This window comes from Gordonia gummivorans (assembly GCF_022513585.1).
In the GTDB taxonomy this organism is placed as follows: domain Bacteria; phylum Actinomycetota; class Actinomycetes; order Mycobacteriales; family Mycobacteriaceae; genus Gordonia.
Map to the genome: position 1 here is coordinate 144,383 of NZ_JAKWBF010000003.1, position 24,050 is coordinate 168,432.

Annotated in this window: 21 protein-coding genes and 1 pseudogene; 6 read left to right on the forward strand and 16 right to left on the reverse strand. The window is 64.8% G+C overall.

Annotation, left to right across the window (positions count from 1 at the left end; genetic code table 11):
- Positions 1–76: 76 nt before the first annotated feature.
- The 4 genes from MKW15_RS03705 to MKW15_RS03720 form a co-directional block, all read right to left on the reverse strand.
- The gene (locus tag MKW15_RS03705) at positions 77–1,486 is read right to left on the reverse strand and encodes a glutamate decarboxylase (RefSeq protein ID WP_240856220.1); all 1,410 of its coding nucleotides are present in this window, start codon (positions 1,484–1,486) and stop codon (positions 77–79) included.
- An 87-nt stretch (positions 1,487–1,573) separates the two neighbouring features.
- Positions 1,574–3,538, reverse strand: coding sequence for a YhgE/Pip domain-containing protein (locus MKW15_RS03710; protein ID WP_240856221.1), 1,965 nt, complete (start codon positions 3,536–3,538; stop codon positions 1,574–1,576).
- 1 nt (position 3,539) lies between these two features.
- Positions 3,540–4,298: an ATP-binding cassette domain-containing protein gene (locus MKW15_RS03715; protein WP_374246129.1), complete on the reverse strand. Its 759-nt coding sequence runs from the start codon at positions 4,296–4,298 to the stop codon at positions 3,540–3,542.
- Positions 4,299–4,378: 80 nt separating this feature from the next.
- Complete coding sequence (locus tag MKW15_RS03720; protein ID WP_240856223.1) at positions 4,379–5,665, reverse strand: metal-dependent hydrolase family protein; 1,287 nt, start codon at positions 5,663–5,665, stop codon at positions 4,379–4,381.
- Between the two features lie 373 nt (positions 5,666–6,038).
- Between MKW15_RS03720 and MKW15_RS03725 the strand changes: the two genes are divergently transcribed.
- Positions 6,039–7,103 (forward strand): acyl-CoA dehydrogenase family protein, encoded by a 1,065-nt coding sequence (locus tag MKW15_RS03725; RefSeq protein WP_240856224.1) that lies wholly within the window; start codon positions 6,039–6,041, stop codon positions 7,101–7,103.
- Here the strand turns inward: MKW15_RS03725 and MKW15_RS03730 are convergent.
- The 3 genes from MKW15_RS03730 to MKW15_RS03740 are packed head-to-tail and all read right to left on the reverse strand — an operon-like array spanning position 7,090 to position 11,348.
- Positions 7,090–8,448: a dipeptidase gene (locus tag MKW15_RS03730; protein ID WP_240856225.1), complete on the reverse strand. Its 1,359-nt coding sequence runs from the start codon at positions 8,446–8,448 to the stop codon at positions 7,090–7,092. The genes MKW15_RS03725 and MKW15_RS03730 overlap by 14 nt on opposite strands.
- A 48-nt stretch (positions 8,449–8,496) precedes the next feature.
- Positions 8,497–9,870 (reverse strand): DUF2252 domain-containing protein, encoded by a 1,374-nt coding sequence (locus tag MKW15_RS03735; RefSeq protein WP_374246089.1) that lies wholly within the window; start codon positions 9,868–9,870, stop codon positions 8,497–8,499.
- A gap of 38 nt (positions 9,871–9,908) precedes the next feature.
- Positions 9,909–11,348, reverse strand: a complete 1,440-nt coding sequence (locus MKW15_RS03740; protein WP_240856226.1) for a hypothetical protein — start codon at positions 11,346–11,348, stop codon at positions 9,909–9,911.
- A gap of 179 nt (positions 11,349–11,527) precedes the next feature.
- Here MKW15_RS03740 and MKW15_RS03745 point away from each other — a divergent pair, with 179 nt between their 5' ends.
- Positions 11,528–12,109, forward strand: a complete 582-nt coding sequence (locus MKW15_RS03745) for a hypothetical protein (protein ID WP_240856227.1) — start codon at positions 11,528–11,530, stop codon at positions 12,107–12,109.
- Between the two features lie 201 nt (positions 12,110–12,310).
- On the opposite strand, the gene MKW15_RS03750 is transcribed toward MKW15_RS03745, so the two are convergent.
- The 4 genes from MKW15_RS03750 to MKW15_RS03765 form a co-directional block, all read right to left on the reverse strand.
- The gene (locus MKW15_RS03750) at positions 12,311–12,790 is read right to left on the reverse strand and encodes a Dps family protein (protein ID WP_240856228.1); all 480 of its coding nucleotides are present in this window, start codon (positions 12,788–12,790) and stop codon (positions 12,311–12,313) included.
- Between the two features lie 46 nt (positions 12,791–12,836).
- Positions 12,837–13,268: an organic hydroperoxide resistance protein gene (locus MKW15_RS03755; RefSeq protein WP_240856229.1), complete on the reverse strand. Its 432-nt coding sequence runs from the start codon at positions 13,266–13,268 to the stop codon at positions 12,837–12,839.
- Between the two features lie 114 nt (positions 13,269–13,382).
- Positions 13,383–14,834, reverse strand: a complete 1,452-nt coding sequence (locus MKW15_RS03760; RefSeq protein WP_240856230.1) for a catalase — start codon at positions 14,832–14,834, stop codon at positions 13,383–13,385.
- An 86-nt stretch (positions 14,835–14,920) separates the two neighbouring features.
- Positions 14,921–15,340 carry a Fur family transcriptional regulator gene (locus tag MKW15_RS03765; RefSeq protein ID WP_240856231.1) on the reverse strand — a complete coding sequence of 140 codons (420 nt, stop codon included), beginning with the start codon at positions 15,338–15,340 and terminating at the stop codon, positions 14,921–14,923.
- Between the two features lie 136 nt (positions 15,341–15,476).
- Here MKW15_RS03765 and MKW15_RS03770 point away from each other — a divergent pair.
- Positions 15,477–15,680: pseudogene (locus MKW15_RS03770) on the forward strand (hypothetical protein); the annotation flags it as partial.
- A 209-nt stretch (positions 15,681–15,889) separates the two neighbouring features.
- Here MKW15_RS03770 and MKW15_RS03775 read toward each other — a convergent pair.
- The 3 genes from MKW15_RS03775 to MKW15_RS03785 all read right to left on the reverse strand — a co-directional run bounded on the left by MKW15_RS03775 (position 15,890) and on the right by MKW15_RS03785 (position 19,050).
- Complete coding sequence (locus MKW15_RS03775) at positions 15,890–16,552, reverse strand: hypothetical protein (RefSeq protein ID WP_240856232.1); 663 nt, start codon at positions 16,550–16,552, stop codon at positions 15,890–15,892.
- Between the two features lie 428 nt (positions 16,553–16,980).
- The gene (locus MKW15_RS03780; RefSeq protein WP_240856233.1) at positions 16,981–18,408 is read right to left on the reverse strand and encodes a hypothetical protein; all 1,428 of its coding nucleotides are present in this window, start codon (positions 18,406–18,408) and stop codon (positions 16,981–16,983) included.
- 24 nt (positions 18,409–18,432) lie between these two features.
- The gene (locus MKW15_RS03785; RefSeq protein ID WP_240856234.1) at positions 18,433–19,050 is read right to left on the reverse strand and encodes a TetR/AcrR family transcriptional regulator; all 618 of its coding nucleotides are present in this window, start codon (positions 19,048–19,050) and stop codon (positions 18,433–18,435) included.
- Positions 19,051–19,177: 127 nt separating this feature from the next.
- Between MKW15_RS03785 and MKW15_RS03790 the strand changes: the two genes are divergently transcribed.
- Together MKW15_RS03790 and MKW15_RS03795 are read left to right on the forward strand one after the other, a co-directional pair.
- On the forward strand, positions 19,178–20,245 hold the full coding sequence (locus tag MKW15_RS03790; protein ID WP_240856235.1) for a Rieske 2Fe-2S domain-containing protein: 1,068 nt from the start codon (positions 19,178–19,180) through the stop codon (positions 20,243–20,245).
- A 38-nt stretch (positions 20,246–20,283) separates the two neighbouring features.
- Positions 20,284–21,366: an NAD(P)H-dependent amine dehydrogenase family protein gene (locus tag MKW15_RS03795; protein ID WP_240856236.1), complete on the forward strand. Its 1,083-nt coding sequence runs from the start codon at positions 20,284–20,286 to the stop codon at positions 21,364–21,366.
- A 6-nt stretch (positions 21,367–21,372) separates the two neighbouring features.
- On the opposite strand, the gene MKW15_RS03800 is transcribed toward MKW15_RS03795, so the two are convergent.
- Entirely contained in the window at positions 21,373–21,996 is a 624-nt protein-coding gene (locus tag MKW15_RS03800; protein WP_240856237.1) for a TetR/AcrR family transcriptional regulator, read from the reverse strand.
- Positions 21,997–22,073: 77 nt separating this feature from the next.
- Here MKW15_RS03800 and MKW15_RS03805 point away from each other — a divergent pair, with 77 nt between their 5' ends.
- Complete coding sequence (locus MKW15_RS03805) at positions 22,074–23,273, forward strand: cytochrome P450 (RefSeq protein WP_240856238.1); 1,200 nt, start codon at positions 22,074–22,076, stop codon at positions 23,271–23,273.
- A gap of 139 nt (positions 23,274–23,412) precedes the next feature.
- Here the strand turns inward: MKW15_RS03805 and MKW15_RS03810 are convergent, their stop codons facing one another.
- On the reverse strand, positions 23,413–24,048 hold the full coding sequence (locus MKW15_RS03810) for a TetR/AcrR family transcriptional regulator (RefSeq protein ID WP_240856239.1): 636 nt from the start codon (positions 24,046–24,048) through the stop codon (positions 23,413–23,415).
- Between the last annotated feature and the right edge of the window lie 2 nt (positions 24,049–24,050).

Genomic DNA, 24,050 nt, shown 5'->3' on the forward strand with positions numbered 1-24,050 from the left:
GTACGCATTCGATCTCCTCGTCGGACACCGCTGTTCGCGCTCGAGCCCAACGGACTCGAGCGCGACCACGCGGTGCTCAGTGATGGAAGTGTGAACCGGCCTTCTCACGCGGCAGTGGCGCTTCGAGGTTGTCGAGGAAGACGACCTCACCCTCGATGTCGCGCAGCAGGGCGTCGGCCAGATCACGACTCAGTCCGGCGCGAACAACGATGCGCTGCAACGTCATATCGGCCAGGTCGTCGGCCATCGGGTATGCCGGGACCAGCCAGCCCTTCATGCGCAGCCGGTCGGACAGATCGAAGAGGGTCCACTTCTCGGTGTACCCCTTCTTCAGTTTCCACGCGAAGACCGGGATCGTGTCGCCCTTGCTGACGAGTTCGAACGGACCGATCTCGGCGATCGCCGACGAAAGGTATTGCGCGACATCGAGCGACCCCTGCTGAACCTGGCGATAGCCTTCCCGGCCCAAGCGCAGGAAGTTGTAGTACTGCAAAAGGACCTGCGCGCCAGGACGCGAGAAATTCAGTGCGAGCGTAGGCATGTCACCGCCGAGGTAGCTGCAGTGGAAGACCATGCTGTCGGGCAGCGCGGCGGTGTCGCGCCAGATGATCCACCCCAGACCCGGATACACCAGGCCGTACTTGTGGCCGGAGGTGTTGATGGACACCACCCGGTCCACCCGGAAGTCCCATTCCAGATCGGGCTGGCAGAACGGTGCGATCATCGCACCCGATGCGCCGTCGACATGGATCTTGATGTCGAGGCCGGTCGATGCCTGGATCTCATCGAGCTTCGCGGAGATCTCCTTCACCGGCTCATAGAGGCCGTTGTAGGTGACGCCGAGGATGGCGATCACGCCGATGGTGTTCTCGTCGACGTACTTCTCCAGCTCATGGCCGTCGAAGACGAAGTGCTCTTCGCTCACCGGCACCCAGCGGGGCTCGACCTCGAAGTAGTTGAGGAACTTCTCCCAGCAGACCTGAACCGCGGTGGACAACACCAGGTTCGGCTTCTCGATCGACTTGCCCTCGGCCTTGCGGCGGGCCTGCCAATGCCGTTTCAGTGCAAGACCACCCAGCATCGCGGCCTCCGACGAACCGATCGTCGACGTCCCGATCGCGTTGTCGACATCGGGGTTGTTCCACAGGTCGGCGATGATGCGCCAGCACCGGTCCTCGATGGCCGCGGTCTGTGGGTACTCGTCCTTGTCGATCATGTTCTTGTCGTAGGTTTCCGCGTACAGCTTGCGCGCCTCGTCGTCCATCCAGGTCGACACGAAGGTTGCCAGGTTCAGGCGTGCGTTGCCGTCGAGCATCGCCTCGTCGTGCACGATCTGATACGCCGTCTCGGGCAGGCTCATTCCGTCAGGAATGGTGAACTTCGGCAGTTCGGTTGCCTCGCCTGGGCGCACGAACACCGGGTTGAGCGTCAGCGTGTCACCGATGTTGGTGGTCGTGCGGGCGTTGGTGTGGGACAGATCGGTCATGGGTTCCTCCTCGGGACATACGGGTGGGTTCGGTGCGATCGAAAGTGCAGTGCTGATGGATGTATTCGGAATTCGGTTACATGTCGGCTAGACCTCGACCGGCGGGTAGAGGCGGTCCATGTTGTATTGGCGGTTTCGACGAGCGGCCCACGTCGAGATGGCCAGGAACACCACGGTGAGGCACGACAGCACACCGATCGCGATCCACAGGCGATGGTCGACGCCGCCGACCGTCAGCTGGCGTAAACCGTTGACCGTATATGTCATCGGGTCTACCCAGTGGATGTACTGGAAGGGTTTGGTGGTCGTCGGCACTGGATAGATCCCGCCCGCCGAGGTGAGCATCACCATGAGGAACGCCAGCGTCACCACGCGCCCGACGGCCGGCCCGAAGACGGCATTGAGCATCTGGATCATCGCCAAGAACACCGCGACCATCAGCAGCATGAAGCCAAAGGTCGCCACGGGATACACCGGTCGCAGGCCCACCGCGAACACGACTACGAGATAGAGGATCGCGGCCTGCAGGAATCCGACGAAGAAGGTGGGTGCGAACGACGCCAGCACCGCTCGCAGTGACGCCAGACCCTGCGCTATCGGACGAGATTGCAACGGGGTGAACAGCATCCAGGCGATGATGCTGCCGACGAACAACGCCAGACCGAGGAAGAAGGGGGCGAATCCGGTTCCGAATGTCTTGGCCTCGTTGAGAGTGTTCTCCTCGAGCGTCACCGGTTGCGACAGGGTGTTTGCCAGCGCGTTCTTCTGCTCCTGCGACCACTGCGGGACCGCCTTGACTCCTGCGTCCACTTGTCCGGCGAGCTCGTTGGTTCCCGCGGCGAGTTGCACGGTCCCGGCCCGCAACTGGTTGGCACCATTGCTCAGCTCGACGAGACCGGTACTGAGTTGTCCTGCTCCCGAGCTGAGTTCGTTCGCCGCGCTCCGCGCCGCGACCACATCGTTGCGAAGGGTCCCGTTCTGCAGCAGCCCCATGGCAATTCGTACCGGACTCTGCGGGCTCCCCAGTTGCTGCGAGAGGGTCGCGGCGTCGGTGCGCACCGCGGTGAGCTGATTGTTGGCATTGGGTCCAAGGCCCTGGGTCCTCAGCACACTCTGCGCGGGCGCGAGCAGATCGGCGAGTCGCTGTACTGAAGGGTCGGGGTTGGCCCGCAGTTGCGCCATGACACCCGTCACCGCCCGCGATGCCTGCGACTGTGCGGTCGCAGCCGTACCCAACTGATTCGCCACTGCCGTTGTCCCCGTACTCAATCGTGTGACGAGCGCGTTCAGTTCGGCGGGAGTCAGACCACCGTTGCCGGAGTTGTTGAGCGCCGCGAGGACGGGGTCGGTGGCGCGCTGCACAGCACCGTCGAGCGTGTTGAGGCCCCCGGCGAGCTCGGCCGCACCGTTCTTGGCGGTGACCAGATTGGTCGCCAGCTCACCGGCACCGGTATTGGCCTGCTGCATACCGTTGTTCAGCTTGTTGACTCCCTGCTGAGCCTGCGTCAGCTTGGGCATGAGTCCGGTGACATCATTGATGACGATGTCGAAGGTGGTCGCGCCGACCTGCGCGCCGACCTTGTTCACCACCTGTTCGGCTGCGTCCTGCCCCATCACCGTCGAGAGGTAGTTGTTGGCGTCGTTGTAGGTGAAGATCAGTTGCGCCGATCGTGCGTCACCGCTCGCAGGCGACGCGATGTCAGCACTGAAATCCTCGGGCAGCGTGATGGAGAAGTAGTACTTCCCATGTTCCACACCGTCTTTGGCCTCTTGCGCGGACACCACGTGCAGATCGAGCTGGTCGGAGGCGATGAGTCCGTCGGTGACCTGTTTGCCCGCGTTGAGTGGCTTTCCTTGCACTGTTGCACCCTGGTCAGCGTTGACGATCGCCACCGGGATCTTGTTGACCGCGTCGAACGGATTCCAGAACGCCCACAGATAGAGCGCGCCATACATCAACGGCATCAACACGATGACGATGAGTGCCAGTCGTGGCATCTGCCCTCGGTAATAGCGTTTGAAGTCGCTGCCGGGCGAGAACGCAGCAAGCATGTCAGAGGGTCCGTTCCTGTTGTTCGAGCTTCACGAATTCTTGGTCGGTCAGGTTGTCGACGAGAATCGCTTCGCGCACACCGATTCCGGCGTGCACACCGTTGACGTCGGCGGTGACGACGGTCTGATTCCGTCCCAGGTCGACGAGCCGCTCGGTGAGTATCCGGGTGCTCTCGATCCGAGCGAGGCGATCCACTCCACCGACCACGAGCAGGGGTGGACGCGCCACATTCGCGACCGCGATGCGAAACAGGCTCGCCGTGAGTTCCGGCAGTTCCTCGATGAAGGCGTCCATCGAGGGAAGCGACAGATCTCCGAAGACCGGCGCGCAGATGCGTTCGAGGTCTTCCTGACGGGCTTGCCGAACCCACTTGTACCACTTAGCATGCCACCGGATCTGCTCGGTCACGACATCGCGCACCCGGATGGCCTGCTCGATTCCGTCCACTTCGTCGATGTCGGCGATCGCGGCACGCGCGAACAGATGACGCGCATCGTTTCGCCGCCCGAATGCGGTGAGGCTTCCCGAGGTCGGCTTCATCCGACCGGCGAGGGTGAGCAGCAACGCCGTCCGACCCCGTCCGCCGGACCCGACCAGCACCGTCACGCCGCCCTCGGCGACACGCAAACTGGTTGGACCGTAGATGTGGCCCCACGATGCCCGCACCCCGATGTCCTCAGCGACGAGGAGTGCTTCCCCGTCGTCGAGTACGCGCGGCACCGGTGCGGTGACCTCGTTGCTCGACCAGTCGTCGGTCATAGTCATTGTCGCTTTCTGAGAAACGCAGTACGCGCCGAGCATCATCGGCGCGATCCAGCACGGCGGGATGCGGTTGTGGCCTAGTGCAGAGTGTTCTTGAAAACCCTGCCGCCCTTGATGATCAGCTTCAGGTTCTGGTCCGGATCCGACAGCACCGAGATGTCGGCCAGCGGGTCGCCGTCGACCAAGAGGAGATCGGCCCACGCATCGGGCGCGACGACGCCGAGTCGCGCCGATCCGTACGGATTGCGGTCACCGGCCATTTCGAAGAGCTCCGCGTTGCCCGAGGTGAGCATCTTCAACGACTCTGCATTGGAATAGAATTCGCCCATTCGAGCCGCCATGACGCTTTGGCGCGCCGCGGACTGTGGTTCCAGCAGGAGGTCCGTGCCGAAGGCCACCTTGACGCCATACTTCTTGGCCCAGGTGTACACATTCTCGGTCCCATGACAGATCTGCCGGTTCTTCTCGGCGCGATCGGGGTCGGGATAGTGGTGATCGTCTTCGGCGAAGGGTTGCATCGACAGCCAGATCCCCTTCTCACCGATCAGCGCGACGGTTGATTCGTCGGCAAGGTGACCGTGCTCGATGGACCGCACTCCCGCCTCGATGGCTCGCTTGATCCCCGGCACGGTGTAGACGTGGGTCGCCACGTACGTGCCGTAGTCCTCGGCCGCGTTGACGGCCGCGCGCATCTCGTCGGGTGTGAACTGCAGCGTGTACAGCGGGTCGTACATCGAGGCCGCGCCACCACCGATGGTGAGCTTGATCTGCGATGCCCCTTTGCGCAGTTGCTCGCGCACCGCTGTGAGGACACGCTCGACGCCGTCGACGGTCCTCGTGAACCCGATCGAGTCGGTACGACTCGGACCGCCGCCGAAGGCATACGGCGTCTCGTACACGAAGGCGAAGTCGCCATGGCCCGAGGTCTGGGAGATCATCGCCTGGCTGGGAAAGATCCGTGGTCCCTCGAAGTCGCCGCGATCGATCACCACCTTCAGTGGTGCGGTGTCGCCACCCATGTCGCGCACGGAGGTGAAGCCTCGGTGCAGCATGCGCTTGGCCTCCGACAGCGTGTTGGCAACCAGCAGACCGGTCGCGCCCATCACGAAGTCGAGGTAGCTGTTCGCGTTCCCCATCAGATGGACGTGGGCGTCACTGAGTCCCGGCATGAGGAACCGGCCGCCGCCGTCGATCTCTGTCGTCTCGATTCCGGGGGCGTCGCCGATCGGCGAGTCGGCCACTGCGGCAATCCGTTCGCCTTCGATGAGAACGTCATGTGCGTCCACAACGTTGTCGGTCAGCCCGTCGAAGACCCGCACATTGCGAATCACCAGACGTCGACTTGTACTGTCTCCCTGCGACATGGCTTGAAAGCTAGGACATCCGAACTCCGGCGCTCAACCGCAGATTCACGACGTCGCATATCGTCGGCCCGGGCGACCGTCATGGCCCGCGAATAATCGGCGAAGCCGCCGTGAATCGGACACCATACGCAGGTCAGCAGCACTATTACGCGCCCGGGGGCGAGATGCCCGCCGGCACAGCCTCATGCGGCTTCGCTCGACCCTCAACCCTTTTTCCTAGCAGGAGAACGTGGTCCGAGCCACCGCCTTGACGCCGCCATCACCGATCTGCGGTCAACACGGCACAGATCGCTTCGGCGACACCGAAAGTACCTCTCGACGATCGCCCGATCTTGGCACAGGATTGCACTTCGCTCGGCACTACGCTGACTGCATGCCGCCTGTCACCTCCAACGCCGCCTCGGCCGACGATCGCCGCTCCACGCTCAAGGCCGCCGCCTACCGCGTCGCCGACGATGTCCTGTACCCGGCCGCCGCCGACGTCGACCGTACGGGGCACGTCCCGGATTCTCATTGGGCCGCTCTCGCGGAGGCCGGGCTGTACGGCATCGCCGCACCGGTCGACGCAGGCGGACCGGGCCTGGAATTCGGTGAGGTCACCGAGATCCTCGAGGTACTGGCGAGCGGCTGTCTGTCGACTGCCTTCACGTGGATTCAGCACCACGGCGTGGTGATCTCGCTGGCGGGCAGCCCCAACACCGCGTTGCGCGACACGCTCCTCGGCGACACCGTGAACGGTCATCTACGTGCGGGCGTCGCCTACGCAGGCGCCGTCCCGACCCCACCCCGGATGACCGCGACGCGTAACGGCACCGGTTGGCGCTTCGACGGGTACGCGCCGTTCGTGAGCGGATGGGGCGTCATCGACCTGCTGCAGATCTCCGCACGCGACGTCGAGACCGACGATGTGATCGCGGCGATCATTCGCACCGACGACCTCCCGTCGTCGATCGACTTCCACCCCCTGCGGCTCGCCGCGGTCGACGCTGCCGCCACCGTGGCCCTGAAGGTGACCTCGCTGTCGATCGCCGACGAACAGGTGGTCAGTCGGGTCACACTCGAGGACTTCTTCGCGAACCAGAACATCGGCGTGCGGCTCAACGGGACACTGCCATTCGGCACGTTACGCCGCGCGACCGCACTGCTCGACATCGCCGGGCACTCGCCGCAGGCGCGTCGGCTACGTGAACGCGGCGACGGGATCCGCACCGCGCTCGACGCCGCACTCGGTGACGCCGACGGCCTTCTCGTCGCTCGCGCCGACGCCGCGCAACTCGCGCTCGACGCGGCGGCCGCACTCGTCGCCGCCGAGGGCGGTAAGGCGCTGATCGGGGGCAGCGACGCCGAGCGGATCTTCCGCGAGACAGCTTTCATTCTGGTGGCCGCGAGCCGACCACAGCTGAAAGATGCGCTGCTGCAGCGCTTCAGCGGTCTCTGAACCGCTTCGCGTAGTCCCGGAGGAACAGCGCCTCGACCAGCGCCATGTGCTCGATCTCGGACGGATCGACACTCTCGTTGGGCGCGTGGATGAGGCACTGCGGTTCTTCCACCCCCATCAGCATGATCTCCGCGTCGGGGTAGGTCTGTTGGAGGACGTTGCACAACGGGATGGCTCCGCCCTGCCCCTGCACCAGGACATCGGTGCCGTACGCGGTACGCATGGAGTCGACGAGGGTGTCGAAACCGACACCGTCCGTCGAACCGACGAAGGGGGATCCGATGGCGTCGCGTTCGATCGACACCCGAGCGTTCCACGGCGTCACCGCGGTCAGGTGATCGACCAGCGCATCCTGCGCCACCTGTGCGTCCATGCCCGGCGGCACCCGCAGGTTGAGCCGGGCACGCGCCCTGGCCTGGACGGCAGCCGACGACCCCGCCACCGAGGGGCAGTCGATGCCCAGTACCGTCAATGCCGGTCGGGCCCAGATCATTTCCGACACGGTGCCCGATCCCACCAGGCTCACACCATCGAGAACCGTTGCATCGGAGCGGAACTGATCGCCCGGGTACTGCACACCATCCCACACCTGCGTGTTGTCCAGTCCGTTGACCGTGGTGTTGCCATCCGCGTCCCGCAGCGTCGCAAGCATCGCGATCAGCGCCGCCAGAGCATCCGGTGCGGCACCACCGAAAACACCGGAATGCATTGCCGATCCCAATGTTTCGACGGTGACGGTCACATTCGCAATACCGCGCAGCGTCGTGGTGAGACTGGGCTTGCCGACCGCGAAGTTGCCCGAATCGACCACCAGGATCGTGTCCGCGCGCAACAACTCCGGGTTCTTGGGAACAAAGTCCTCGATACCGCCGGTCCCCTGCTCCTCGGACCCTTCCCCGATGATCTTGATGTTCACCGGGACGTCCTTACCCAACGCCCGCAGGGCGGTCAGGTGAACCGCGATGTTGCCCTTGCAATCCGCGGCACCGCGCCCGTACCACCGGCCGTTGCGCTCGGTCAGTTCCCACACCGGGGAGTCCCACTCGTCGGCGCCGAGCGGCGGCTGGACGTCGTGATGGAAGTACAGCAGCACGGTCGGGGCGTCGTCGGGTCCGTCGAGATGCCCGGTGACGGCTTTGCTGCCGTCCGCCGTTTCGTGGGCGGCCACGTCGGCAAATCCGGCCTCGACGAAGGTCTCCTCGAGCCAGTCGACCATCTTCTGGCATTCCTCGGGCGGCGCCTGCTCGACGTTGTACACCGACTGGAATCCGACCATCGCGGTCAGATCCTCCTTGGCCTGTGGCATCAGATCCCGAACACGTTCGGCCAGCACGTCATCGCTCATTCTCGACCCTCGATCCCTGTTGCACGTCGGTGTGATCGTCGCATCGCGTCAACGACTGAGCGTCGGCGCGGGTACCGCTTCGAGGTCGCGCACCTCGATCGTTCCCGCCTCGATTCCCCGCAGCATCGCAGCATGATCGCCGTCGTTGAGGTCGGCGTAGGCGACCGAGAAGTCGGCGATCGCGTCGCCGAAATTGGGATCGCCGGCCAGATACTTCGCGATCTCGGGACGGCTCGCGGTACGCGCGTGGGCTTGCGCAAGGGTGCGGCCGCACAGCTGTGCATAGAGTTTCATCGCCTCGGGTTCGAGCGCCTCGACGACCACCGATCCCTTGCCGTCACGCAGTTGCCGGAGATAGAAGTCGCGTCGCTCACCGTTCTCGTCGGCGCCGCTGCTCCACCCGAGGAAGATGTCGCTCGACGCCTGCAGGAGCCGCTGACCTTCCACCACGCGCTGACCTTCGTTGTCGAAGCCGGAGGCCGGAACGTAATCGGCGAGAACGGACCGCTGCGCCTCCTTCATCTGCAGGAACAACGGGTCCTCGAGGTTCTGGCCGATCATCAGCGCGATCCACGCCCGAGTGCCCACGCTGCCGACACCGACCACCTTGCGCGCCGCATCCACCATGGTGAACTGGTCGAACAATGCGCGGACATGACCCGGCAGGGCATCTCGATAGTTGTTGAACCGAACCTTGATGGCATCGGAGACGAAGTCGGCGAGGTTGTCCGGGAACAGTTCGTGGACCGGCACCAGCAGCGGTGGCTCACTGCGAATGTGCGCCTTGCCCTCGGCGTCGATGACGCACAGCTTGGCGACCGCCTGCTCGCTGTTGCGGTGCTTCGCCTTCTTCAGGGCCTTCTGGGTGCGCTCGTTGATGGAGGTGTCGAGGCGGTTGCCGATCACCGCCTGGATTTCCTCGACATCCATTCGCGCATACCAGCAGTCGAGCGTCGACTTCTTGACGGAGTGTTCGATCGACTTGCGATAGGCCTTGGCCACCGAGCGAGCGAATCGGCGATTGGCCTTGTCGTCAAAGCCATTGTTGCGCCCGGCGACCACAAAGCTGGCGGCCAGACGCTTGACGTCCCATTCGAAGGGACCGGTGAAGGTCTCGTCGAAGTCGTTGAGGTCGAAGGTCATTCGACGCTCAGGTGTGTAGAACAGACCCAGGTTGCTGAGGTGGGCGTCGCCGCAGAGTTGCGTCATCACACCCGAACTCGGTGTGCGCGACAGGTCCGACGCCATCACCGCCGCCGCGCCACGATAGAACGTGAACGGTGTCGCAGCCATCCGGGCATGGCGGACGGGGATCAGTTCCTGAACCCGGGAGGTTGCCTGTGCCGCCAGGATCTCCAACGAATCGGGCCGCTCCTGCGGCGTCGGGCAGGCGGACAGATCGACTGCTGCGGTTGTCGTCACGATGTCTCCTCAACACGGCCCGGGCGGCCGACTGGCGATCACTGGTAGGAGACGAACCACGGTGCCGGGCGAACCGCCATGGTCTGCGCAGGCGTGAACGTGGGTTTGTCCTCTGTGTAGAAATTCTTCCAGCCCATCCACACTCCCGCAGGGAGATCGGTGATCAGTCGACGCCACGTGTCCATCTTGACGGGCGGAACTCCATGCCCGTCCGCATGGATCAGCACCTGCAGTTCCGGATGGTTGGTGGCAATCTGCCGACGGTTGGCGAGCATGTCGGAATCGAATTGGTGCAGCACCAACAGCTTCTGCGGCAGGTTGTTGTCCCGGACCAGCGAGGCCAGCCACGCCGACGTCCGATTCACCTCGGCCGCCGCGACGGAGCCGATCTGGGTGAGGTGCACCTGGTTCGGCTTCAACCGCCATTCGGGATCGAGGGCGAGGCCCACATGAGGCTGCCGCAGCAGACCCGCATACCGCTTCGCCTGGGTCAGGAAATCCATCCGACCCGGCTGCAGATCCAGCGTCACGTACACACCGGCGGCGCGTGCGGCGTCGACCCAGGGCCGGATCACCGCGGGGTCGATCATGTTGGTGTAGGCGCCACCGTCGCCGGGAGCGGCCGACGCGACAGTCACGATGATCTCGAACGCCGGGATCACCGGCACGCGACTCACCCGCTGGTAATCGGCGGCGAGACGTTTGGCGCGAGCGATCGACGCGGGAATGTTCTGCCGACCCAGCGGTCCGAGTGCCGGCGCATCGGGCGATCCGTACAGCGCGACCATGCGTCGGGACGGGAAGATGATCTGACCGCCGCCGGGCAGTTCGGGCACAGTGCGCGCCGCGGCGACCCGCTGCCCAAAGACGTCGTCGTCGCCGAAACCGCGCCCCACAGCCAGGATGGGTGCCGACCCCGCGGCCTTCACTGCCGCGACCGCCGCCCCGCTCGACCGCGGATCGGCGACCGGCAGTTCGACGACCTGACCGTGTCCCGCGCGCGCCGTCAGGACGGCGTCGCGCGCCATCGGCCTCGTGACGAACACGAGCGGAGCGGGTCCGGCGGCAGGGTTGTTGCCGCTCAGCGAGTCGAGGTCACGGTTGGGTGCCACTGCGCGGATGGTTTCGGGGACGGTTCCGACGGTGTGGATCGACCCGACACCGAGGCGTCGCAACTCGGACGCGACGGCGTCGCCGCTCTCCGGGGTGATGCCGAAGATCGGAACGTGTGCGCCGATCGCCGCATCGCCTGCCCGCTGCCAGGCGCTCTCGTCGGCGTCGGAACCCACGACCACGGCGCTCGGCGACGAACCGAACAGTGCGCGACTGAGCAAGACGGCCGGCGGTGCGTCGCCGTCGAGAACCGACACCCCTGATGCCAGCCCGGTCAGCCGAACCGCGGGCCCGGTCCGCACCATCGACGCCGACGCGGCGGCCAACAGAGCGACGACGAGCCCCAGAACGACAACCGTGGCCATTCGCGCGCGTGTCATCAGACCCCTAGTTCACCCCTCGTGCCCGACCTTCGTGTGCGGCACCTGGCGAGCCGCTGTCGGGGGCAAACCTACCAGCGGCGGCGTCGGCGCACCTCGCACCACGCACGCATGTGTGTGACCTGCTTCACCGACCACGACGAGCGGCCGGTAGCGTTGCGGCCATGACTGTGTGGGGTGTGGGGTTGGGACTCCTCGCGGCAGCGATCGCAGTGGTCGCCTTTGTCCGCTACCGAGAACGTGAGAATGCGTCGTTGACGCGCAGCGCCGGGCTGGCGCGTGAGTTGCGCGTGCTGGCGGCCGACGACGAGGTGCGGCTGGCCGCGGTCGACGAGTTCGAGCAGACGATCTATCAGCGACTCTTCTACGCCTCGGTGGTGGGGCCGTGGGTGCGTAGCGCGGCGTGGGCGCTGCTGGGCACCGTCCTGGCCGGGGCCGCCGCGCTCACCATCGGCCCGCTCGACGGCGCGGTCGCCACGGCGCTCTACATCGCGGCGATCGGCCTGGTGCTCGTCTTCGGCGTCGCAACTCTCGCGTTCGTCGGGATCGCACTGTTCCACACCGCGACGACTCCGCGCGTGTCGTTCCGGGACTCCTACGCCGACGACGAGCCGGTCGAGAATCCTCCCGTCGCGAAGCCGGCGGTCGAGTCCGAGCCGGAACCGGAACCGGGCGACACCGACTCCGACGACAACGACACCTCCGAGCCCGAGTCCGAGTCGAAGCCCGACACCACAGCTCCCTGAGGTGCGAGCGAAGCGAGCCTCGAAGGGCGCCGGTGAGACAACAACATCATCTCACCAGCGGCTTCGAGGCTCGCAGGCTCGCACCTCAGCCATCGGAAGGTCAGCCGCTCTGAGCGGACGAGAACCAGAACGCGACGAACCCCGCCGGATTCCGGCGGGGTTCGTCATCTGGTCAGGCGCTCCGGTGACCGGGGCTGTCGGTCAGACCGCCTGCGCCTGCCACATCCAGTGGAGCTGCTCGAGCCTCGATGCGAAGCCGATCAGCAGATCCTGGGTGACCGGGTCGGTGTCCTCGGTGGTGGCGATGCGCTCGCGGAGACCCGCGATGACCGCCTTGAGGTTGGACACGACTGCAGTCACCACGTCGGAGTCCTTCGTCCAGCCCTCGCCGAAGCCCGTGGTGTGAGCTGTCTTCGCGACGGTCTCGGCCCGGCCGTCGGGGCTCACCCCGATGGCGGTGGCACGCTCGGCCGCGGCGTCGGTGAACTCGCGGGCGACGGTGACCAGTTCGTCCAATTCGAGGTGAACCGAACGGAACTGCGGGCCGACCACGTTCCAGTGGGCCTGCTTGGCGATGAGGCTCAGATCGATCAGGTCGACCAGCGTCTCCTGCAGAGCGTTACCGGTGACCGTCTTCTGTTCATCGGTCAGGGTGCTGGTGATGGGTGTTGCGGTGGTCATGTGTGATACCACTCCTTTCTCTTGAGTTCGTATGTGCGGCAACGACTCATACGCGGACGGTGACCGTCTGCTCGATGTTGCCGCGGGTGGCCTTCGAGTACGGGCAGAAGGCGTGCGCGCCGTCGGCGAGCTCCTGTGCCTTCGCTTCCTCGACGCCGGGGATGTAGACCTCGATGGCTGCGGTGAGCCCGAACCCGCCGTCGGCCGAGTCCTTGCCGAGGCCGATGGTGACCTTGACCGTGGACTCGTCGGGTACGGGCGAGCCGGCCTGCTTCGACGTCGCGCGCAGCGCACCCATGAAGCAGGCGGCGTATCCGGCCGAGAAGAGTTCCTCGGGGTTGCTGCCCTCACCACTGCCGCCGAGTTCCTTCGGCGGGCGCAAATCGAGGTCGATGCGCCCGGAGTCCGAGACGACTTCGCCGTCACGCCCCCCGCCTGCCGACGTGGACGAGACGTGGTAGATCGCTTCTACTGTCATGAAGTTCCTCCTCGATGAAGTGGCCCGGTCGGGCGCAAACACTGACGTGCCTCATTGAAGTCCAACGGCCGGACCGTCGGGTCGATTCCGTGATCGGACATCAAATGTCCTCGATCACCCGTTACGGACGCCTTCTTCCACCTTCTTGCCGAGATCCTCGTCGACGTTGCGCCAGTACTCGAATACTCGCGACAACACGGGCTCTTCGACGCCGTCGAGGACGTGTCCGACGATGTTGGACACCAACCGTTCCCGAGCGGCATCGTCGAGCACCTCGCGAACCATGGTGCCCGCCTGCGCCCAGTCGCTGTCCTCCGGATGTTCGACGTAGCCGGCGCGGATGGCCTCGCCGTCGAAGTTCCACAGTCCCTCGTCACCGGCAGCCTCGGCGTCGGCGTGCGGCCCGCCGTAGGAGTTGGGCGCGTACACCGGCACCTGTGGTCCGGAGAAGTCGTAGGCCATCGCACCCTCCTTGGAGTACGTGTTGACCTCTGCATTCTTCGCCGAATTCACCGGCAGCTGAGCGTAATTGGTGCCTACCCGGTAGCGGTGCGCGTCGGCGTAGGAGAACACCCGGCCGAGCAGCATCTTGTCGGGGGAGAACCCGATGCCGGGCACCAGGTTCGACGGTTCGAACGTCGCTAATTCGATCTCGGAGAAGAAGTTCTGCGGATTGCGATTGAGCGTCCACTTACCGACCTCGATCAGCGGATAGTCTTGCTGCGACCAGACTTTGGTGAGATCGAACGGGTTGAAGCGGTAGCTCTCGGCCTCGCCGACGGGCATGATCTGGACCTTCATCGTCCAACTCGGGAACTCGCCGCCCTCGATGGCGTCGTAGAGATCCTTGCGGTGCAGGTCGGGGTCGCTGCCGGCGAGTTTATCGGCTTCCTCCTGGGTGAGGTACTCGATGCCCTGGTCGGTCTTGAAGTGATACTTGACCCAGAATCGCTCGCCCTCGGCGTTGACCCACTGGTAAGTGTGCGAACCGAATCCGTCCATGTTCCGCCAGGACTTCGGGATACCGCGGTCTCCCATCAGCCAGGTGACCTGGTGTGCCGACTCGGGGCGCAGCGTCCAGAAATCCCACTGCATGTTGTGGTCGCGCAGTCCGGAACCGGGCAGTCGCTTCTGTGAGCGGATGAAGTCGGGGAACTTGATCGGATCCTTGATGAAGAAGATCGGCGTGTTGTTGCCGACGAGGTCGTAGTTGCCATCCTCGGTGTAGAACTTCATCGCGAAACCCCTTGGGTCACGCCAGGTATCCGGGCTGCCCTGCTCGCCCGCAACGGTGGAGAACCGGACCAGCGACTCGGTGCGCTTGCCCGGTTGCAAGAACGACGCCTTGGTGTAGCGCGACACGTCACCGGTGATGACGAGTTCGCCGAATGCGCCGCCGCCCTTCGCGTGCACGACGCGCTCCGGGACGCGTTCACGGTTGAACTGCGCGAGCTTCTCGATCAGGTAGTGGTCGTGCAGCAGGATCGGTCCCTGGGTGCCGGCGGTGAGCGATTCGTTGTCGCTCGCCACGGGAATCCCGGCATTGGTGGTGGTGCGAGGAGTCATCGCCATCTCCCTCTCATTGGTGTCTTACGTTTCTTCTGCCGCGGCGCCACTGGGCTGGACGACGCTGACAAGTCTCTTGTTGTGCCTCACGAACGGCAGGATTTGCACAGTCCCCAGAACGTGACCTCGGCTTCGTCGACGAGGAAGCCATGATCGTCGTCGGGTGACAGACATGGCGCAGTTCCGATCGCGCAGTCCACGTCGACGATCGTTCCGCATGACCGGCACACCAGGTGGTGGTGGTTGTCGCCGGTCCGCGTTTCGTAGCGCACCGGCGACTGCGCCGGCTCGATCTTGCGAAGCAGACCCCGCTCGGCACAGACCCGCAAGACGTCGTAGACGGTTTGCGTCGAAACGCCACCGAGCTTCTCGCGGACGGCCGAGGCAACGAAGTCTGCCGTCGAATGTGGATGCTCCGCAATGATTTCCAGTGCGGAGAGCCGGGGCGCAGTGACGCGCAGACCGGCAGCTCGAAGCTGCCGCGCCGGTGTCATCTGCTCACTCATGGTTGCCACCGTACAGCAATAAATGGAATGAATCCAGAAAGTGGATTACATCCAGAAAATGAGTGTTGGCTAACCTTGCCCCCGTTCGACTCGCGCCCGTCCCGGACGGCTAAGTGGTGCTGGTCGTAAATCCGTCCGGGTCGTCGACCGCGGTATCGACATGGACGCGGTCAACCATGCGTTCGCCATGTCTGCGACGTTCTTCGAACTGCCCCGCGAGGTCAAGGAACAGTTCCCCCTCAAGAAGGGCCGCAATGCCGGGTTTGAGTACTACCAGAGCACCCTTCGACTCCTGCACTACTACGCCTTCCCTGACGCCCTCATCGACGAAGCCGAGATCACCAAGGAACTCCTGGCGCTGTCCGACCGCTGATCGTCAGGTCCGACCCCCGACGATCGTCAGGCCAGGCCCGACCCCCCCGCTGGTCGAGCCGGTACCGAGCGCAGCGAGGCACCGTGTCGAGACCACTGGCGAGACAACATGTCCTCTCGCCGTGGGTTTCGAGGCTCGCAGGCTCGCCCCTCAGCCATCGGAGGGGTTTCTCGCACCTACTGCCCCCGAAGCATCTTCGACGGTCGCATCCGGCTCGACTCGGGCAGCCATCGATCCACAACGCGCCGCAGCGAGATCACCCCGGCCAGCCCCAACAGTGCGAACTGCAGCCACGACACGACAACCATCGTCGAGGAGATCTCGTCGTACCGGAACAGCAGGTCGGAACCGATGGGAATGCACAGCATGTTGACGATCACCGCGGCGAGGAAGAAGTTGCGGCAGTTGCGGCTGTGATGGTTCGCGGCGGCGACCAGGAGCGGGTACTCGATCGCGAGGAGCACCAGGATCATCAGCAGCATGAACGGTGGGAAGAATCCCGCCAGGGAATCCACCCGCTCCTCGGGTGCCGCGTTGTTCGGGTCGGACGCAACGCCGTCGAGGAGTCGCTGCCGGAGCAGGTCGGTGATCAGGCCGAGGTTGAGGAATCCGTACACCACGGCGATCACCCCGCAGGCCGCCGCACCCCACCAGGCGACGCGCGCATGCACGAGGAGTGCCCGCGGGGCCACGCCGGGATCCGACTGCCGGGTCGGGTACAGATTCGCCTGGTCACGGTCCTTCGACGACCGTTGGAGCTCGGCGAGATCCTCCGCGTCGAGTTCGGCCTGCGTGGGCGTGCGGTCGACGTCGTCGTCGGGGTCGCGTGCTTCTGCCATGCAGTTGATCCTGCCACTGCGTCCGACGAGGGTCACACCTACCGCTGGCTGAGCGCGAGGAACCCTCTGCTGGTTGACGTCCCCCTCTGCTGGTTGAACCAGGTGCGAGCCTCGAAGCCCCCCTCGGTGAGAAGGACATCGTCGCCGCGCCGACGGCGTCGGCGATCGTGGAAGCGGGAAGAGAGTTGAGCTGTCCGGCGTCCCGCAAAAAGTAGGGGAAGAAACTCTTCCCCTACCCTTGGAGTCCTCCCCCAGAAAACTCTCGCGGACGACTATGAACCCCGGGGAAGAAGTTCTTCCCCTAGATTTTGCGGGCACGACGCGGGCTCATTTCCGCAGGTCAGCGGGGTTCTTTACCGACTCTTCGGATCAGGGAGCGGACGGGACCATTCGCGGGTGATGACTCAGCCGAGGGAGCGCGATGGGATTCACCGCGCGATCTTGAGCATCCGTCCGATCGTGGCCTGCCACAGCGCGCCGTCGCGGCTGATGGTGCCGGTCAGTTCCAGCGGCTCGTCGATCGGCCCGTCGCCGACCTTGCGCGTCACCACTCGCCGCCCCGTCGCGAAGTCGGTCGCGACGAGGTAGATCGGTCCCACTTGCTGGATACCCGGCCGATAGGGCCCGTAGCCGAGCGCGTAGATCAGCCCGTCGGCGCGGGAGAGCCGCGGCAATGTCGCAATGCGGTCGCGGTTCTCCCACACCCGATGACACCCGCCTGCAGTGACGTCGACCCTGGTGGCGCCCCCGACAAAGTCGGCCGATCCGGGCCTGCTGGGACCGTCGACCGCCATCGGCGGGTATTGGTAGCCGTAGGTACTCGGGATCACCAGCGAGTCACCCCAGGCGATGATCGAGTTCTCGGTGCCCTGCCCCGACGACCCGAACGCCGGCATCCGGCACACCAGATTCCCGGTATCGCTCTGATACACAAGGAGATTCGGTCTTCCGTCGGCGTTGTCGACGATCGCCACCCAGCGGTCACCGTCGGGACCGAAATAGGTGGGGGTGGTTCCCGAACCCCAGGTCAGCTGGCCGGGCTTGCGCGCGGTTCCGCGGTCGTAGGCGCGACGCCACACCACACGTGGTCGCCCGTCGGCGCCGGCGGTCATCTCGTAGAGGGCATGGGTGGTGAGGATCGAGGCACCACCGGCCCGGATCGAAAGCCCGTTGCCCAGTTGCTCACCGCGCGGCAGGGCGGTGGCCGCGACGCGTCCCGACCGACCGACCGTGCCGACCACGCCACGCGTCGTCGCAAACCAGATGCGCCCCTGCAGGTCTGGCGCCAGTCCGGTGATCGCGTCACCCGCGGGGATAGTCGACGACACGTCGATCCGATCATCGACATAGACCTGCCACCCCTGCGCGGTCCGTCGATGGGCCACGCGCAGAATCGAATTGGAGCCGTCGGCGACGACCACGCGATTCCGGTCGTCGAGATATCCGTACACACCCCCGAGAAGTCCACCCTTGGCGAGTTCGAGGTGCGCGAGCGGTGCGGCGGTGTGCGGATCGAACAGCGTGACCGACGGGACGGCGAATCCGACCGGCTTCGTCCCGACGAACCGGGTGCACAGCGACACCGGCAGGCCGTCAGAGCCGATGAACGTCGCCGCACAGGCACCGGCCGGCACCGACGACCCCACCACATGCCCGGTCCGACCCGGACCGCGCCACGGCGTCGAATCCGTGGACCACAGATCGCCGTGCATCAACGAGGTACCAGTGGGACCGAGACCGGTCAGCGGTACTGGCGCGACCGGAACCGCGTGTGCGGGCGATCCTCCGGAAAGCCAGAGCGCCAGAATTCCGATGACCACGACGACTGTCCGACCCGCGCCCCTCACCATGCGCATCTTTCTACACCGTGCGGCGTCGACTCAGTCGGTGAGGTAGGCGACCATCGCGTCGATGAGGCCCCGCTTCGCGTCGTCGAGGTCGCCATATGTACCCAGAAATCGCTCCGACGAGATTCCGCGCATGGCGGCCGGAATGAGCGCAGCCATCCGGCGGATCCGGACCCTTTCGATGTTGAGGTCGGCGAACGCGCGGTGGCACGCCTGTTCCCAATCCGGCTTCCACGAGGCCAGTTCCGTAGCGGTCAAGGGGAATTCGCGTTCCAGCTCGGCGTGGTCACGAGGTAGCGCCGCACGCAGGGTCTCGATTGCCAGGGCCTCTCGAGTCGTCAGACCCACGTACATGCCGTCGATCAGGGCTTCCACCCGCTCGGCGAGCGTGCCGCCGGGCGCAAGATTGGCGGGCAGGTCACCACGCTGCTCGGCCGTGTGTCGCAACACCGCGGCCCACAGACCATCGATGTCGCCGAACTGATACTTGACGACGCCCCAGGTGGCGCCGATGTCGCGAGCAATGCGATTCCCCGACACCGCCGCCGGGTCACCCGTCGCCAACGAGGCGATCGCCGCCTTGATCATGCTCTCGCGCGTCGCGAGCCCACGTTTGTTGGCCCGACGCGTGTTGGTGGTGGCCTGGCTCATGGCCTCGATGCTAGCCCGACAACCAGGCGGGACGCCAGTTTCACAGAGGGATCTTGCACTATTTCACAGAGGGTTCTATGGTTCGTGTAGAACAGCCCTCAACTGCCCCTTCACTGACAGAGGACCGATGGCACAGACCCCACTGTCGATGCACCCGACCGGATGGTTCCAGGTCGCCTGGTCATCCGAGATCACCTCGCGCGATGTCCACAAGATGAAGTACTTCGGACGGGAAATGGTTGCCTGGCGGTCGGCGTCGGGGAACCTGTCGGTGTTCGACGCCTACTGCGAACACCTCGGCGCACACCTCGGCTACGGCGGCCATGTCGACGGCGAGAACCTGGTCTGCCCGTTTCATGGCTGGGAGTGGAATGCCCAGGGACGCAATGTGTGTGTCCCGTACGAGAACCATCCGAACAAAGTGCGACGCATCCGCAGTTATCCGGTCGTCGAACGCAATGAGGCCGTGTGGATCTGGTACGACGTCAACCAGCGCGAACCGTACTTCGAGGTGCCGGACATGTTCACCGGTTTCGGCGACGACCCAGCCGACGCCGACAACTACTACCCTCCTGTACCGGCGGCCACCTTGTTCCGGCAGGGACTCGAGTTGCATCCCCAGTACGTCATGGAGAACGGCGTCGACTTCGCGCACTTCAAGTTCGTGCACGAGACACCGTTCATGCCCGAGTTCACCCGCCATGACTTCGAGGGCCCCGTCTCCTACGTGGACTTCACGATCGCATTCGAGGAGGGTGTCACGCTCGAAACCGCAACCAGCGGAGTCTATTCGATCAATGCAGGTCTGGGCTGCTCGATCACCAAGTCCTGGGGGATGATCGAGAATCGCACCATGCCCGCGGTCACCCCGGTCGACGACGCCACCTGCGACGTCCGATTCACGGTGTGGATCGGACGCAAGCCGGGCGACGACAGTCCCGAGATGAGCCGCTACGGAAAGACCATGGCCGACCTCGTCATCGAGCAGTTCGACCGGGACGTCGAGATCTGGTCGCATCAGCGCTACTCCGACCCGCCCGCACTGTCTCGCCGAGAGCTCAAAGGGTTCAAGGCATTACGAGAATGGGCGGTTCAGTTCTATCCCGACGGCGGACCCGCCGGCGTCGACCCGACTCGGCCGGAGAGTGGCGCCATCATCCCCCGGCACCCGTCCGCTGTCGCCAGAACCGCCTGACACCAGACATTTTCACAACTCAGAAGGGCAGCACACACATGAGTTCCGACAAGATCCGCGTCTTTCAGGTCGCCACCGGCAATCTCGGCACCGAGATGATCGGGCGCATCCAGAATCACCCCGACCTCGAACTGGTCGGCCTGCACTGCTACACCGCGGACAAGATCGGGCGCGATGCAGGCGAGATCGTCGGCATCCATCCGGTCGGGGTCACGGCCACCGGGACCGTCGAGGAGATCCTCGCCGCGCAGCCCGATGTCCTGACCTTCCACGGCGTCTTCCCCGACGAGAACCTGTACGAGAAGGTGCTGGAAGCCGGCATCAACGTCGTCACCACCGCAGACTGGATCACTGGATTCCATCGGGACAACAACTGGCAGCATCCGTCCGGCCGCAAGGTCAGCGAAGTTCTCGAATCGGCTTGTCAGCGCGGCAAGTCCACGTTCTACGGGACCGGCATGAATCCCGGTCTCAATCAGATCCTGGGCATCGTGCACACCGCCGACGTCGCCGACATCCAGAACGTCACCGTGACCGAGTCGGTGGACGTCTCCTGCCACCACTCGGTGGACACCTGGAAGGCCGTCGGATACGGACGCCCCGTCGACGATCCGACCATTCCCGACTCGCTCTACAAGTACACCGCCGTGTTCGCCGACTCGGTCTACCTGATGGCTGACGCATTCGGACTGGAACTCGACGAGGTGAAATTCAGCTACGAACTCGGCGCCTGCACAAAGGATGTCGACCTCGGCTGGTACTTCATGCCGAAGGGTTCACTCGGCGCCAACTACATCAAGTATCAGGGCATGGTCGACGGCGTGCCGCGCATCGAGAACCATCTCGAATGGCAGATGACGCCGCACACCGATCCGTCCTGGGATATCAAGGCGTGCTACATCACCCAGGTCACCGGCGACCCGAGCGTCTACAGCAAGCACATGATCTTTCCCAAGCCCGGGTTCGATCTGTCCAAGCCGGAGAACTTCGCGTCGATCGGCATGACGGTGACGGGATTGCCTGCGCTGAACTCGATTCGCTCGGTGGTCGACGCACGACCGGGCATCATCACCAGCGCCGATCTTCCCTTGCGCGCCTTCGCCGGACGATTCTCGATCTGACGACTCTCAAGCGCCGAAGATCAGCCGCGCCGCAGTCCGGATCGTCTCGCTGATGTCGGCCACGTCTCCCGACCCGGCCGTGAGATCGATCAGGCACGTTGTGAGCACGTAGCCGAGGACGGTTGCCCGATGGTCGGTGTCCTGCCAGTCCTGGTTGGACAACGCTGCGCGGACCAAACTGATGAACAGCGATTTCCACAATCCGATACCACCACCGCCCGTGGCGTTGGTGTGGATCGAGTTCAAGCCTGCCCCAAGTAGATTCAAGTCCTCGGCGGCCCAGCCGATGATCTCTCCGAACGCCGACGCGATCCTTTCACCTTCTGGAATGTCGTCGGCAAACTGCAGCTCCTCCAAGCGGGTCAGCGTCTGTAACGCCCACTCGGCCATGAGTTGTTGCGCCAGGCCGTCTTTGGAGCCGAAGTACCGGTAGATCGTGACCGGTGTGGTGTTCGCTGCCGCTGCGACCGCCCGGATCGTGAGCCCTTGATAGCCCTGGGCAGACGCCAACCGACGCGCTTCGTCGATGATCTCGTCGCGCCGTGCGCGCTCGTCGGCAGTGAAGGACCGGACGACGGTGATCGAGTCGCGTGAGGACTCGAGGCGGGAGCGTATGTCGTCAGCAGCCATGCGCACCATCGTAGCCCGTCGTCGCACATGTGGTATAACATGTTACATCACACGTTACCACAGTTCGAGGAGTGCCGATGATCCAGGCAAGCGAACTCTTCTCCGACGAGGTTCTGCAAGACCCGTACCCGACCTTCGACCGGCTGCTCGCCGACGGAAACGTCCACTACCTCGCCGATCAGCAGCTCTACGTCGTCCTCGGCTTCGACGCCATTCGCGAGGTCCTTGCCGACCCCGCCACATACTCCAGCAATCTCGTGGCCCTGCTGACCACGGGCGCCGAGTCCGCCGAACTGCAGGTCGCCGATACCGGCGGGGTGGATGTCTTGGCCACCTCCGACCCACCCACGCACACGACGCACCGGGCGCTGGTGCAGCCTCGCTTCTCTCAACGCGCGGTGCGCGACTTGCAGAGCGACATCGACGCCCTGCTCGAGCCACGCATCAAGCAGCTGGTCGCCGACGGTGGTGGCGACTGGATGCGTTCGATCGCCACGACGGTGCCCGTGCGCGTCATCGGCTACATCCTGGGCCTGCCGGAGGACGACTTCGACCAGCTCGCCGCATGGTCCGACGACGCCATCGCCCTGGTCTCGGGAGTCGCCACGCCGGAGCGGATCGGCGAGGCCATGATGAGGGTGATCGAGTTCAGTGCGTACCTCGGCAAACACCTCGATGCAGCCGTCGAGATCAGGACCGGTGCGATGCTCGACATCATCGCCGACGCCGTCGCCGACGGAACCCTCAAGCGCGATCAAGGCACGATGTTCCTGGTCCAGTTGGTCACGGCGGGAGCCGAATCCACCACCAGCCTGCTCGGCACGTGCGCGCGGCTGGTCGCGTCGGACGCCTCGGTCCAAGCAGAGCTGCGCGCCGACCCCTGGCGCATCCCGGCGCTCGTCGAAGAGGCGGTTCGTCTAGAGAGCCCCTTCCGCGGACACTTCCGAACCACCACGTGCGCAACCACACTCGACGGAGTCGACATCGAGGAGGGCGCGCGGCTGATGCTCCTGTGGGGCGCCTCCAACCGCGACTCCTCCACCTTCGATCATCCCGCAGAGATCAACTTCGACCGCCCGCAACCACGTTCGCATCACAGCTTCGGTCGCGGCATCCACTTCTGCATAGGCGCGCATCTGGCGCGGCTCGAGGCCTGTCGCGCAATCGAATTGCTCCTGGCGGCCACCAGCGACGTGCGCATGTCGACCGGTGTGGTCCGCTACGTACCCAGTCTGGTGGTCCGGCGGCTGGCCGAGCTCGAACTCTCCGTGTCGTGATCCGAGGAGCGCGATAGCACCCCGCTGGTCGAGCCGACACCGAGCCCCAGGCGAGGTGTCGTGTCGAGACGGTGAGACAACGATGTTCTCTCACCGGGGCTTCGCGGCTCGCAAGCTCGCACCTAGCCAGCGGTAGGCCTCAACCGGCGCGTGATGCTCGGCCAGTTCTTTCGCGACTAACCGGCGCGCCCAGCGCCGGACCCAACCAGCGTTTGACATAGGCGCGCAACTCATCCGAGGTCCGTGGCGGATCCGAAGGGTACTGCACGAAGGACATGAACGAGCGCAACATGAACTCCGCCAGTCCTTCCAGTTCGTCGTCGAGCCCGATCTCGACCCAGTCGATCGGAAAGCGTTGCAACACAGACTTTCCGAAGGACATGGCCCGCGACGACGTCGCACCGCGACTGAAGACCTCGGTCTCTCCGGCCTGCAGCAGCAGACCGATATAGCGCTCGGTGGGCAGCGCTTCCAGGGTGTAGACAACCGCCTCGGCCACCGCGTCGCTCGGATCGGTGATTCCGGAGACATGGTCGGCCAGCCGATCGAGGAACTGGTCGGTTCCCGCCTCGCCGACCGCCGACAGCAGGTCCGCAGTGGTCGGGAACAGCCGATACACCGTCTGCCTGGTGACCCCGAGTTCGTTCGCGACGTCGGCGAGTGTCGTCTTGGTGGGGCCGTAACGATCGACGCATCGCATGGCGGCTTCGACGGTCCGTGTCCTCGCCTCGTCCTCGTCACGGGGCAGCTTGCCGCCCCACCCGCGCGTTCTCACCC